Origin of the sequence: Flavobacterium tistrianum, from assembly GCF_003254545.1 — a bacterium.
GTDB lineage: Bacteria > Bacteroidota > Bacteroidia > Flavobacteriales > Flavobacteriaceae > Flavobacterium > Flavobacterium tistrianum.
Map to the genome: position 1 here is coordinate 17,554 of NZ_QJRH01000051.1, position 12,005 is coordinate 29,558.

The following is a 12,005-nucleotide window of genomic DNA, read 5'->3' on the forward strand; positions in this document are numbered from 1 at the left end:
GTCTAAAATAAAGTCATTTTTATTTTAAAAAATCGATATTTCTCAGCACGAATTTTTATTTACCTCAAAAACTTTTATCTGATTCTAAAAGTTCTACTATCGGAATGCAAAAATTTCAACACTATAATACAGTCTTTTTTTGTTAAAAAAATAGATAAAACACAGTCTTTCATTTGATTATCAAACAAATATAAGTAATACAACGGCACAATTAGAGTTATTAACCGTTACATTTAACGGTTAAAAATATCAGATTAATAATACTAACATGTTAAAAATTTTCATAAATTTATGTCTTCATAAACAATTGGTCTTTAACATTTTATACGCCCCAGTGACTTTTTTTTGACATTAATAATTTTCAAATAATTTTATTATGGATATAAAAAAAATCCCCTCGGATAAAATCTATGATGAGCTGGAAAATGTTTTACAGTTTTATTCTTTTAAGAATTCAACATTACTAAGCAATTTTCTTCGCTATATCGTCACAGAAACTATAGACGAAAGGCAGCAATTTATCAAGGAATATTCCATAGCTGTAAACGCTTTAAGCAGGCCTACTCATTTTAATCCTCATGATGATGCTATGGTTCGCATTCATGCTGGCCGATTAAGAAAATTACTTCATGAGTATTATTCTACAGACGGAAAAAATAATCTGCTTATTATTCATGTCCCAAAAGGCGGCTATGTCCCAGAATTTATTCATAATAACAAAATGCGACCTGCCGATACACAAGTTAGCATCAGTAAAACAAATCCTGTAATTACAGTTTTTCCTTTTAAAACAATAGATCATCGTCCAGACTTAGAGGCCTTTTCACAGATTCTTTCTGAAGAAATCAGTGCAGAACTTTCTCGCTTTCAGGATTTCTCTATAATTGGCCATTTCCATTCTGATATCATTACAAAAATCAATGAAAATGTTCTAGAAGCTGCCAGCCTTGTTGGAGCAGATTTTATTATTACAGGACATATTCAAATTATTAGCAACAAACTGCAAATCAGAATCAACTTGATAAATTCATCCTCAGGAAAGTTTATATTGACCAAATTGTTTACCCCTGCTACTCTAGACGATGGCATTAGAATTCAAAATGAAATTGTAAAGGATATTGTAACTTCTATGGGCGGTTATTATGGTGTCATTTTTAACGAAATGGTGAAAACTGCGCCATCTAAAATTTCAAATAACACCGGTATTTTAAGAGCAATCTGCAGTTATCACGAATATCAGCGCTCTTATTCTATCGAAAATTATGCTAACGCTTTGTCTAATTTATCTGATGCGGTAGAATTAGACCCAAACAACGCAACTATATGGGCAATGCTAAGCGAAATGCAGTTGGCTTCTATTGCCTTGGGATTAGAGAATTGCAAAAAAACAATCGAAAAAAGCAGTCATTGCATCACAAAAGCTTTAAATATAGATCCTAACTGCCAGCAGGCTTGGTATGCTTTGGCAATTATAAATTGTTTTAAAAAGGATCAGGACAACTGTCTTTCGGCAGCAGAACAATGCCTAAAAATAAATCCTAACTCTTCTGGCATTTCTTCAGGAATAGGCTGTATATTGATTTTTGCAGGCTATTTTGAAAAAGGTTTTAATTTATTAGAAAATGCAACCCACATAAATCCTGCGCACCCATGGTGGATTAATGTTGGATATTGCTATTACTATATCCATAAAAAAGAATATCAGAAGTCTTTATACTGGGCAGAAAAAATGGATTTTAACGAAACCATTTGGGATCCGTTGCTTAAAGCTGTGTCTTTATCTCTGTTAAGTGAAGATGCGAAAGCTAAAATATACTTAAAGGACCTTCTGGAACTACAACCCCAAACGGCAACAGAATTAAAAGAAACTCTTTCCAGTTTTATGTTTTCAGATGAAACTGTTTTTAGAATAATAAACAGCTTAAAAAGAATTGGGCTAAAAGAGGGAATGTAACTCTTTATTAAGAATAAAAAAACTATGAAGAGTTTAAGCCAATAAGCTTTGCGTAGTTTTTTTATGCCACTTTTTTTGCCACTCGCTTTTTCTTTTCTAATAATTTAAGGTGATTTTCGGCACAAAGAATTTTCTCGGTTGTACCGTTTTTTTGTATCTCTATGAGATAATGAAAATCTCTTTCTTTTGAAGTCGATTTTATTATAAGCCCCTTTTTAAAATCCATTTTTCTTTCGATAATGGTTCCCTTGTAAGATATCCCACTCAATGCTGTGTAGGAAACATCTTGTCCTTTTACAAATTTCATTGTTTTAGCCGTTTGTTCCTAATATTTGCTAATACTTCTAAATTTGAAAAACCAATGTTGAGGGGGGAAATCAGTTTTTCTATTTCGGCGAATGTAAAAAGTTTTGACAATCTACAACCCCGTATTTATACCTGTTTTTTGAATCTTAAATATAGTTTTTTTTTAAATGTAAAAATAACCTTCCAAAAAAAAATGATACAATTTAGAACAGCTTATTTCGCTCCTTTTTTAGCATGAATTCCTAGTTTTGAAAGAATGAATTTTTCTTTCAAAAACAATTAAAAAAGGGCAGCATGATACAGGAAAGAGTGATGGATAAATTGGCAATTTTAGCAGATGCCGCCAAATATGATGTTTCTTGCTCATCGGGACAAAGCACTCGAAAAAACAAAAACAAAGGTTTAGGAGATACTGGAGGCGGAATTTGCCATGCCTTTACCGAAGATGGACGGTGCGTATCTCTTCTAAAAATCTTGCTCACCAATCATTGCATTTTTGATTGTGCATATTGTGTGAGTCGAAAAAGCAACGACATTAAACGTGCAGCTTTTACTGTTCAAGAGGTGGTCGATTTGACAATAGGCTTTTATCGAAGAAATTATATCGAAGGGCTATTTCTTAGTTCAGGTATTTTTGATAATCCCGATTATACGATGGAACGTTTGGTAAGAATTGTAAAGAAACTGCGATTGGAAGAAAACTTTAATGGCTACATTCATCTAAAAGCAATTCCTGGCGCTAGCGAAGAACTACTAAAAGAAGCTGGAATGTATGCCGATCGTTTGAGTGTAAATGTCGAAATGCCGACAGAACAAAGCCTGAAACTGCTTGCTCCCGATAAAAACCATAAGGACGTAATCAAACCAATGCAATATCTAAAAAATGAGATTATTGGTTATCAAGAAGAGAAAAAAACTAATTACAAAACACCGCTTTTTGCTCCTGCAGGACAAAGCACCCAAATGGTAATTGGTGCAACAAAAGAAAATGATTTGGAAATTCTCGGAATGGCCAATTATTTTTACGAACAAATGAAAATGCGTCGTGTCTATTATTCTGGTTACGTGCCCATAAGTTACGATAACAGACTTCCCGCTATTGGCACTCCAGTTCCGATGATTCGCGAAAACCGTTTGTATCAAGCCGATTGGCTAATTCGCTATTACGGATTTAATGTAAACGAAATTGTGGGATTTGACCAGCCAAATCTTGATTTAGATATTGACCCGAAACTAGGGTGGGCACTGCGAAATTTACATCAGTTTCCGGTTGATATTAATACGGCAGATTTAGAATTAATTCAGCGCATTCCCGGAATAGGTTTTTTGAGTGCGAAAAAGATTGTTGCTGCAAGAACTTTCAAAAAATTGCAGCCCGAAGACTTAAAAAAATTAGGAATTGCTTACAGTCGTTCAAAATATTTTTTGGCTTTTTCTTCGCCTTTTTATTTACAGAAAGACCTGACTCCCATTCAAATAAAAAATCAGATTTTGAATTTACAGAACAGTAAATACAAGAATAATTTTTCGAACCAGCTTTCTTTATTCTAATTCAAATGACACAGATTATTTATGATGGGAGTTATGAAGGCTGGCTTACAGCTGTTTTTGAAATTTACGAATACAAACTAAAGGATGTTGTTTTTGCCCAAGAAGAAACTTCAAATACGTTGCTTTTCTCCAGTACGCATTTTGTAATAACAGATACTGCTAAAGCAAATCGTGTTTTGAATGGCTTGGAGCAACGGCTTTCGCATCACGGTTTCAACAACCTATATTTTGCTTTTTTATCTGAGATGGATCAGATTGAAGAAATCATGTTTCGATTTGTCGAATATGTTTTTTCAAGTACAATCAATATCGAAGGAGATTTGAGCCGAAGCGAGGTTTTAAATGTAAAAAAAGCTGCGCATTTAACTGGAAAAGAAAGCCATAGAATGAAAGCTTTTGTTCGTTTTAAACTAACAAAAGACGGATTATATTATGCCATTATAGAACCCGATTGTGATGTTCTATCGCTTATCGAACAGCATTTTAAAAACCGCTACGCAGATCAACGCTGGCTAATTTATGATTCAAAACGCAAATATGGAATTTACTATGATCTTGAAAATGTCTCGACTGTTGAAATGCAGTTTGAGTCAAATCCTTCTTCTGGTTTTCTAGCCGAAATAAATGATGAAAACGAAGAGTTTTTCGAGAATTTATGGCGTAATTATTTTAAGAGTGTCAATATTGAATCGAGAAAAAACACCAAACTTCACATCAAACACATGCCAAAACGATACTGGAAAAACTTGACGGAGAAAATTCCAAACCTCAACAAAAGATAATTTATTTACTTTTCTTAAGCGCATCAAGCAACTCAACCATATCTACGACAGCATAAGTTGAACAATAATCTGATACGGCATAAGGCAGAATTAAACTATTGTTATGAATAATCGCTCCGCACGAATACACCACATTCGGCACGTAACCTTCTCTCTCGTCTTCCAACGGAGAAAGCAAAGGTTCTGTCAATCGTCCTATTTCTTTTGAAGGATCGTCCAGATCAAATAATGATGCACCAATGCAGTAACGTCTCATAGCTCCAACTCCGTGTGTAATTACGAGCCAGCCTTCTTCTGTCCAAAGCGGTGACCCGCAGTTTCCTATCTGTGTCAGCTCCCAAGTAAAACGCGGTTCTTGCAGTAAAACTGGTGTATTCCATTGTGTAACGCGATCAGAATACATAATGTAATTGTTTACACCATCAATTCTGGCTAGCATAGCATATTTCCCTTTTATTTTTCGAGGAAACAGAGCTAAATTTTTATTCTGCGCTCCTTCTCCATGAAGTGGCATAACTCTAAAACTATAAAAATCTTCGGTAGAAATTAGCTTCGGCAAAATTGTGTGCCCGTTATAAGCTGTATACGTTGCCATAACGCGATCTGAACCGTTATCATCAACAAAACGCACAAAGCGCGCATCTTCTATTCCGCGGCTCTCCGAATCAGAAATAGGAAATATGACACGTTCCGTTATATCCGAATCATGTTTGAACTGCAAATCGTAAAAAGAATTCGCCAACCACAAAATTTCTTCTAGCGCAACTTTTCTTTCTTCACGAATCAAAGGATCTTTTAACGCTTCAATCAGCATATTTTTCAGAACAGCAAATTCAAATTCTTCTGGAAGATCCTGCATAATCTGAGCAATATATTTATCCGTTGTATGCATTTCATACAGCTTGGTCAAAAATCGTTCTTTATTAAATAATGTTTTATGTTCGATTTCTGCCTGATCAATATGATTTCCTATTTTCATGATGTGCAGATTATTATCACGATCTAAAATGGCTCTTCTAAAAACAATCGAAGAAATATGACCTTCTCCCGTTGCGCGAAAGGAAATAATAACTCGTTTTTCTCCCATTTCTAACCCAGTCTGATCAAAATCTTCAACAATTGACGGATTAAAAATCGCGGCTGATTCTATGGCATATTCCATCGTGCAATACGACCCAATAAGCATTTTACGGTCTAGAGACATAGTTTCGTAATCAATCTGCATTCCTTCTATTATGGGACGAATTCTTTCACAGTGTCTAAAAAAAACTGCCGATATATTTCGATGCCTTCTGGCAAATTCGCGAAGTGTCTGCTCCAAAGTCTGCAACACCTGTTTCTCATCCAGCATCATTATCCGAAGTACCATTTGCTGGGTCCTTTCCTGACCATTCATGAAATATCGGGCAACAACTCTTCTTGAATCTGGAACAAACTTTATATTTTTTCTGACAACGGATACTCGCATAACTAGGAAAATTTTATGGCAATAACATTAAGGAATCTTTTATTACACAACAAGTTAGTAATTTTTGTTAAAGTAAAAAACTTAATTTTTTATTAAAACTTTGAATTGGTCTATAATTGAAGGTTTTCTTTACGCTCATTTCATCAAAAGTTTTTTCTTAATTTCGTCTTTATATCAGCAACTCAAAGCAATGAAGAATAAAGTTAAATTTTTGAGAGAAGAAAAAAACATGACTCAAAATGAACTTGCCGAAAAATCGGGTCTTTCTTTGCGAACCATTCAGAGAATTGAAGCTGGAAATATTCTTAAAGGTTTTACTCTTAAAACTATTGCCGAAGCTCTAGAAACTAATGCTGAAAACCTTATTATCAAAAAAGAAAATATCCAAATAGAAAGAGCCAAACTCATTAATCTTTCTGTTTTATCAGGACTTATTATTCCGTTTGGAAGCGTTATTTTTCCTTTAATTTTAACTTATAAAACCCAAGATTCTGCAAACAAAGAATTAGGAAAACAAATTGCAGGCCTTCAAATTGTTTTAAGTCTTATTCTTTCGGTTTTAATGATTGTAAGTCCGTTTGTTCAAAACTCATTCACTTTAAAATTTCCACTTTTTATTATTCCTTTAATTGCATTTCTTAGCCTAAAACTCCTGATTGTTTTTCTAAATGGAATCAGTTTAAACCAAAAACAAGAACTAGCCATAAAACTGAAAAACAACTTCTTATAACACCAGTCATAAAAATGACGTAAAACTGTCGTAGTGTTTTTGCACGAAAATCGGAATCGAAATCCGAATCTTGCAAAAAAAACAGACTATGAAATTATTTAAGAAAATTGCATCCGTATTTTTAGTTATTATTGTTTTATTCTTAGTGGGAGGATATTTTTATTTTCAAAAGAAATTTACTCCGCCAGAAAACTATTTGAAAGTTTCGGGAGTTGCCGAAAGCATTCCAATAAAATGGATATCCAGCGATGAAAATCCTAATTCTGCTTTGCTTTTGCCGATAAAAATAAAAGGCATCGATCGAACATTTTACATGCAGTTTGATTCAGGTTCGCCTATTACGGTTTTCTACAAAAAATCATTAGAATCAATTGCTGAAAAGTTTCAAAATCAGTTAAAAATTGATAATGAAAACTCCTCGATTTCCGCTGCATTTAGAATTGCAAATATGAATGTGGTTTCAAATGATTTTGAAGTTTTAAATTATGGCGAAAAAATAAATTTTGACGATTTAAAAACCGTGAATATAATCGGTACAATTGGAACAGATTTATTAGAAAAACGAATTACTATTTTAGATTTTAAAAGCAATCAATGTTCTTTCATCGAAAAAATAAAGGAAAATGATTTTACTGATTTTGAATTTAAAAAACGTAAAATTCTTATTCCTTCAGCTATCGAAAATGAAAAACTAAAACTGTTGTACGATTCTGGAACTAGCGGTTATGAACTCATTACAACAAAAGAAATCTGGCAACAATACCGCATTAAAAACAGCAAGATAAAAACCGAAAAAGGAAATTCGTGGGGAAATACATTGAGTGTTTATTCCGCTGCCGCGAAAAAGAAAATACAATTTGGAAAAATGACAATCAATATATCTGAAGTTACTTATATCGAAGGCACTTCAGATCTTCAAAAATTCTTAATGAAACGTTCTGGAATGCAAGGAATGATTGGCAACAAACTTTTCCTAAACCACAAATTGATTTTAGACTGCAAAAACGAAAAATTTAAATTGGAATAGAAGTAAAATTCTGCAATACTAGACTGTTTTAAGAATTGATTTCGATGATGTTTTTGACGCTCTCAATAAAAATTTCGGTGTCCTTGATCTCTTGTTTTATCAATTGATGATGCTCAGACAAATCGTGCTGTTCCATCATATCTTTTTTCAAATATTTAATCATAGATTCCAAACTTCGCGTGTCATTTTGATCTTGTCTTTTTAATTCGCGCTGTTTGCTTTCCAGATATTTTAAAGTCTCTTTTAACTTCTGAACGTTTAATTTTCCCAATCTTTTATTTTTAATAATGATAAAAATAATAGCTGGAAATGCGAAAATTCAATATGCTCCAAAAACCAATATCCATTTGAATTTAACTCCATTCCCAGCCATTATTATTGGTACTTACGAATAAATCGATTATTTGGATTTCAGAAAATTCATATTTTTTCTATACTATTTCAGTTTAAAAAACAAACAACTGTTTTACAGTATTTTACATTGAAAACATGAAAAATAAATTCAAATTATTCAGTAAAAAACACAACTTTCAGATTTTCAAAACATTAAACAAAATCATCTAAAATTGTGAATATCTATTTCAAGATTTAACTATTATTTCTGCTGTAAAATTTATCTTTGGCATCCTTAAAATTTTAAAAGAGATGAGCGCAGTTTGGTACGAATGCAAAGTAAAATATAGAAAAACAGATGAAACTGGAGGACAAAAAGTTTTAACCGAGCCTTATTTGGTCGATGCTTTGTCTTATACAGAAGCTGAAAAAAGAATGACTGAGGAAATGGCCGCTTATACTAGTGAAGAATTTAAAATCACGGCTATCAAAGTGGCTAATTATGCCGAAATTCATCCTTTTGAAAATGCTGATAGATGGTTTAAATCTAAAATCACTTTAATCGCTTACGATGAAGAAAGCGGTAAGGAAAGAAAAACAAGCATGTATATGCTGGTCCAAGCAAATGATGTTCGCGAAGCTTATGACAACACACTTCACATAATGAAAAATACAATGGGCGAATATTCTATTCCGGCTATTACAGAAACACCAATTATGGATGTTTTCCCTTATTTCAGCGGTGAAGAAGACGAAACAGAAATGTTGGAAAGATTTAATGCACTGAAAGCATCTAAACCAGAAAAGCCAGAAGCAGAAATCATCGACCACATGGAATTTGAAACTGTTGAGGAATAAAATCTTAGATTGAAGATTTTTTCTAAAAAATTGACAATAAATAAAAAAGCAAAATAGAATTCTATTTTGCTTTTTTATTTTAGACCATTTTTAATAAAGCATTTTTGCCAATGGAGTTACTGCCGAAGCTGATTTTGGCAATAAAGAAGTAAGCGCATCAAATTGTGTCGGACTGATATTCTTTTTCATTTTAGATATAAAAGACTCTCTAGTGGTGGTCATTTTAGAAGTATAACCCGCCTTGTCTGTAGCCATCGTTGGTAAAATATTCTTCTTTTTATTGAGAGTTTCATTTACCAATGAATTCACAATCGGTTTTTGAGCATCGGTTAATTTTAATTTTGGAGATAAAACCCCCATAACCTGATTTGCTAAACTAGCAACATCAAAGCTAGGTACTGCTGCTGTCGACGCCTTACTCGCCGCTTTTGTAACATCTCCTATACTTTGTGCATTTGTAAATGAAATTGTCCCTAAAAAGACAACTAAAATCAATAATTTCTTTTTCATGGTATTTTCTTTTAAAGTTATTTGCTTGATACTAAAGGTAATAAAAATGTAAATTCAATTGATATTTTAAAACCATAAATATCTAAATACCTGCACTTTACATTATTTTCAATTAGAAACATTCCCGATATTCAAAAATCAAAATAAGTTCTATCTTAGCTACAGAATTACTCGTTAATTTGAAACCACTTACAGCACAAAAGCAAAACCAAACTAAGAAACCAAAATCTACATGAACAAAAAGACACTTATTTTAATTGGGTTTATCATTTTAAAATTCATTCTTCAATATGTTTTAATTAGTCCAGAATACGATTTGCAGCGCGATGAATATCTTCATCTCGATCAAGCAAATCATTTGGCTTGGGGCTATTTATCGGTTCCGCCAGTAACCTCTTGGTTTTCGTATATTATTCTGCTTCTCGGAAATTCCGTTTTCTGGATCAAGTTCTTCCCTGCTCTATTTGGCGCTTTGACACTTCTGATTGTCTGGAAAGCCATCGAGCTTTTAAAAGGAAATCTATATGCTTTAATTCTAGGCGCTTTATGTGTTTTGCTTTCGTGTTTGCTTCGTTTAAATACACTGTATCAGCCGAACTCTTTTGACGTTTTATGCTGGACAGCATTTTATTATGTTTTAATACAATACATTACTTCTGAAAACAAAAAATGGCTTTATATCGGAGGCGTCGTTTTTGCCTTTGGTTTCTTGAACAAATACAATATCGTATTTTTATTCCTCGGATTAGTTCCTGCAATTTTACTTTCTAAACAAAGAAAAATACTGGCAAAAAAAGAGTTTTATTTTGCCTTGATTTTAGGTTTAATATTAATTGTGCCAAATCTTTACTGGCAGTACAGCAATCATTTTCCGATTGTGCATCATATGAAAGAATTGGCAGAAACCCAATTGGTCAATGTCGATCGAGCCAATTTCCTAAAGGAACAAATTCTCTTTTTTATTGGCGGATTATTGGTGATTTTAGCTGGACTTTATGCCGTTTTATTGTATCAGCCTTTCAAAAAATACCAGCTCTTTTTTGCAACGTTTGTTTTCACGCTTTTGATTTTTATTTACTTCAAAGCAAAAGCCTATTACGCTATCGGACTCTATCCTATTTATATCGCTTTTGGATCTGTATTTTTATCTGAAATCTTAAACAGCGGATGGAAACGTTTTCTAAAACCTATTTTTATTCTGATTCCGTTATTGTTTTTTATTCCGATGTATGACATTGCTTTTCCAAATAAAAGTCCTGAATATATGGTAGCGCATTCAGAGAAATACAAAAAAATGGGAATGCTACGTTGGGAAGACGGAAAAGACCATCATTTGCCTCAGGATTTTGCCGACATGTTGGGTTGGAAAGAATTGGCCAGAAAAACAGATTCGCTCTACGCCGTATTGCCTAACCAAAAAGAAACTATTGTACTATGCGATAATTACGGACAAGCTGGAGCGATTAATTATTATTCTAAAAAAGGAATCAAAGCCGTTTCATTCAACGCTGATTATCTCAATTGGTTTGACCTCAGCATTAGATACAAAAACCTGATTCGTGTTAAGGATTTTGAAGAAAATGAAGAAGAAATGAAAGAAACAAGTCCGTTTTTTGAATCTTCGGTTATTGGCGGTGAAGTCACAAATCAATATTCTAGAGGATACCGCGCTACGATTTTTGTTTTTACAAATGCAAAAATCGACATCAATAAAAGATTAGAGCAGGAAATCAACGAAGAAAAAAACAAGATCATAAATGATTAATTTCAAATACATATCTTATTTAAAAAACGGAAATCTAAAACAACAAACCGCTTTCCATATTTTAACCAAATACAAAGTTTTAGAAAATCTTGCCGAGTTTGATCCTATTTTAGTTGGCACGATTCCGATTAATATTGATGTTGAAAACAGCGATTTGGATATTGTCTGTTATTGGAAAAACAAATCTGATTTTATTGAAAGAATTAAGTCTTTGTTCGAAAAAGAAAACCACTTTTCTATTCGAGAGATCGTAATTGACAATCAAGAATCTATTGTTGCGAACTTCTTTATTGAAACTTTCGAGATAGAAATCTTCGGACAAAATGTTCCAACAGAACTTCAAAATGGTTACAGACATATGCTTATTGAAGACCAAATTCTACGTTCTAAAGACGAAAACTTTAGATTAGAGATCGTAAAACTGAAAGAAAGCGGCATAAAAACCGAACCTGCATTTGGCTTGCTATTAGGCTTAAACGGAAACGTTTACCAAGAATTATTGGATTATAAAATCTAAGAAAAATCGTCTTTTAGAAAAATTATAAAAAATAAAGTACAAAAATTGTTTGCATAACCGTATTTAGTGTGTATCTTTGCACCCGAAACATCGCGGGATAGAGCAGTAGGCAGCTCGTCGGGCTCATAACCCGAAGGTCACAGGTTCGAGTCCTGTTCCCGCTACTAATTGGGACAAAGAGGAAAATTTCTTCTTTGTCCCTTT

12 protein-coding genes and 1 tRNA gene are annotated in these 12,005 nt (G+C 33.1%); 9 read left to right on the forward strand and 4 right to left on the reverse strand.

Annotation, left to right across the window (positions count from 1 at the left end; translation table 11 throughout):
- Nucleotides 1-376: 376 nt before the first annotated feature.
- On the forward strand, nucleotides 377-1,954 hold the full coding sequence (locus DMB71_RS00860) for a tetratricopeptide repeat protein (protein ID WP_111362849.1): 1,578 nt from the start codon (nucleotides 377-379) through the stop codon (nucleotides 1,952-1,954).
- A 61-nt stretch (nucleotides 1,955-2,015) separates the two neighbouring features.
- Here the strand turns inward: DMB71_RS00860 and DMB71_RS00865 are convergent, their stop codons facing one another.
- Nucleotides 2,016-2,261, reverse strand: a complete 246-nt coding sequence (locus tag DMB71_RS00865; RefSeq protein ID WP_111362850.1) for a hypothetical protein — start codon at nucleotides 2,259-2,261, stop codon at nucleotides 2,016-2,018.
- Between the two features lie 293 nt (nucleotides 2,262-2,554).
- On the opposite strand from DMB71_RS00865, the gene DMB71_RS00875 reads away from it, so the two are divergent.
- Together DMB71_RS00875 and DMB71_RS00880 are read left to right on the forward strand one after the other, a co-directional pair.
- The gene (locus DMB71_RS00875; protein WP_111362853.1) at nucleotides 2,555-3,811 is read left to right on the forward strand and encodes a putative DNA modification/repair radical SAM protein; all 1,257 of its coding nucleotides are present in this window, start codon (nucleotides 2,555-2,557) and stop codon (nucleotides 3,809-3,811) included.
- Nucleotides 3,812-3,816: 5 nt separating this feature from the next.
- Nucleotides 3,817-4,593 carry a TIGR03915 family putative DNA repair protein gene (locus tag DMB71_RS00880; protein WP_111362855.1) on the forward strand — a complete coding sequence of 259 codons (777 nt, stop codon included), beginning with the start codon at nucleotides 3,817-3,819 and terminating at the stop codon, nucleotides 4,591-4,593.
- A gap of 1 nt (nucleotide 4,594) precedes the next feature.
- Here DMB71_RS00880 and DMB71_RS00885 read toward each other — a convergent pair whose 3' ends face one another.
- Nucleotides 4,595-6,061 (reverse strand): glycoside hydrolase family 130 protein, encoded by a 1,467-nt coding sequence (locus DMB71_RS00885; RefSeq protein ID WP_111362857.1) that lies wholly within the window; start codon nucleotides 6,059-6,061, stop codon nucleotides 4,595-4,597.
- Nucleotides 6,062-6,251: 190 nt separating this feature from the next.
- Here DMB71_RS00885 and DMB71_RS00890 point away from each other — a divergent pair, with 190 nt between their 5' ends.
- Together DMB71_RS00890 and DMB71_RS00895 are read left to right on the forward strand one after the other, a co-directional pair.
- Nucleotides 6,252-6,791 carry a helix-turn-helix domain-containing protein gene (locus DMB71_RS00890; protein WP_111362871.1) on the forward strand — a complete coding sequence of 180 codons (540 nt, stop codon included), beginning with the start codon at nucleotides 6,252-6,254 and terminating at the stop codon, nucleotides 6,789-6,791.
- Between the two features lie 88 nt (nucleotides 6,792-6,879).
- Nucleotides 6,880-7,818, forward strand: a complete 939-nt coding sequence (locus tag DMB71_RS00895; protein ID WP_111362873.1) for a hypothetical protein — start codon at nucleotides 6,880-6,882, stop codon at nucleotides 7,816-7,818.
- Between the two features lie 28 nt (nucleotides 7,819-7,846).
- On the opposite strand, the gene DMB71_RS00900 is transcribed toward DMB71_RS00895, so the two are convergent.
- Complete coding sequence (locus DMB71_RS00900) at nucleotides 7,847-8,089, reverse strand: hypothetical protein (RefSeq protein WP_239452888.1); 243 nt, start codon at nucleotides 8,087-8,089, stop codon at nucleotides 7,847-7,849.
- 374 nt (nucleotides 8,090-8,463) lie between these two features.
- Here DMB71_RS00900 and DMB71_RS00905 point away from each other — a divergent pair, with 374 nt between their 5' ends.
- On the forward strand, nucleotides 8,464-9,009 hold the full coding sequence (locus DMB71_RS00905; RefSeq protein WP_111362860.1) for a DUF4494 domain-containing protein: 546 nt from the start codon (nucleotides 8,464-8,466) through the stop codon (nucleotides 9,007-9,009).
- A 90-nt stretch (nucleotides 9,010-9,099) separates the two neighbouring features.
- Here DMB71_RS00905 and DMB71_RS00910 read toward each other — a convergent pair whose 3' ends face one another.
- Nucleotides 9,100-9,519: a hypothetical protein gene (locus DMB71_RS00910; RefSeq protein WP_111362862.1), complete on the reverse strand. Its 420-nt coding sequence runs from the start codon at nucleotides 9,517-9,519 to the stop codon at nucleotides 9,100-9,102.
- A gap of 232 nt (nucleotides 9,520-9,751) precedes the next feature.
- On the opposite strand from DMB71_RS00910, the gene DMB71_RS00915 reads away from it, so the two are divergent.
- From DMB71_RS00915 to DMB71_RS00925, 3 genes are all read left to right on the forward strand, one after another.
- On the forward strand, nucleotides 9,752-11,284 hold the full coding sequence (locus DMB71_RS00915; RefSeq protein ID WP_111362863.1) for a glycosyltransferase family 39 protein: 1,533 nt from the start codon (nucleotides 9,752-9,754) through the stop codon (nucleotides 11,282-11,284).
- Nucleotides 11,277-11,801 carry a DUF4269 domain-containing protein gene (locus tag DMB71_RS00920; protein ID WP_111362865.1) on the forward strand — a complete coding sequence of 175 codons (525 nt, stop codon included), beginning with the start codon at nucleotides 11,277-11,279 and terminating at the stop codon, nucleotides 11,799-11,801. Before DMB71_RS00915 ends, DMB71_RS00920 begins: the two co-directional genes overlap by 8 nt.
- A gap of 91 nt (nucleotides 11,802-11,892) precedes the next feature.
- Nucleotides 11,893-11,965: transfer RNA gene (locus DMB71_RS00925), tRNA-Met, on the forward strand.
- Nucleotides 11,966-12,005 lie beyond the last annotated feature (40 nt).

What these genes read in the sequence shown, in the direction of transcription:
- DMB71_RS00860 (WP_111362849.1), top strand. Translation starts at nt 377, where the DNA reads ATGGATATAAAAAAAATCCCCTCGGATAAAATCTATGATGAGCTGGAA.
- DMB71_RS00865 (WP_111362850.1), bottom strand. Translation starts at nt 2,261, where the DNA reads ATGAAATTTGTAAAAGGACAAGATGTTTCCTACACAGCATTGAGTGGG.
- DMB71_RS00875 (WP_111362853.1), top strand. Translation starts at nt 2,555, where the DNA reads ATGATACAGGAAAGAGTGATGGATAAATTGGCAATTTTAGCAGATGCC.
- DMB71_RS00880 (WP_111362855.1), top strand. Translation starts at nt 3,817, where the DNA reads ATGACACAGATTATTTATGATGGGAGTTATGAAGGCTGGCTTACAGCT.
- DMB71_RS00885 (WP_111362857.1), bottom strand. Translation starts at nt 6,061, where the DNA reads ATGCGAGTATCCGTTGTCAGAAAAAATATAAAGTTTGTTCCAGATTCA.
- DMB71_RS00890 (WP_111362871.1), top strand. Translation starts at nt 6,252, where the DNA reads ATGAAGAATAAAGTTAAATTTTTGAGAGAAGAAAAAAACATGACTCAA.
- DMB71_RS00895 (WP_111362873.1), top strand. Translation starts at nt 6,880, where the DNA reads ATGAAATTATTTAAGAAAATTGCATCCGTATTTTTAGTTATTATTGTT.
- DMB71_RS00905 (WP_111362860.1), top strand. Translation starts at nt 8,464, where the DNA reads ATGAGCGCAGTTTGGTACGAATGCAAAGTAAAATATAGAAAAACAGAT.
- DMB71_RS00910 (WP_111362862.1), bottom strand. Translation starts at nt 9,519, where the DNA reads ATGAAAAAGAAATTATTGATTTTAGTTGTCTTTTTAGGGACAATTTCA.
- DMB71_RS00915 (WP_111362863.1), top strand. Translation starts at nt 9,752, where the DNA reads ATGAACAAAAAGACACTTATTTTAATTGGGTTTATCATTTTAAAATTC.
- DMB71_RS00920 (WP_111362865.1), top strand. Translation starts at nt 11,277, where the DNA reads ATGATTAATTTCAAATACATATCTTATTTAAAAAACGGAAATCTAAAA.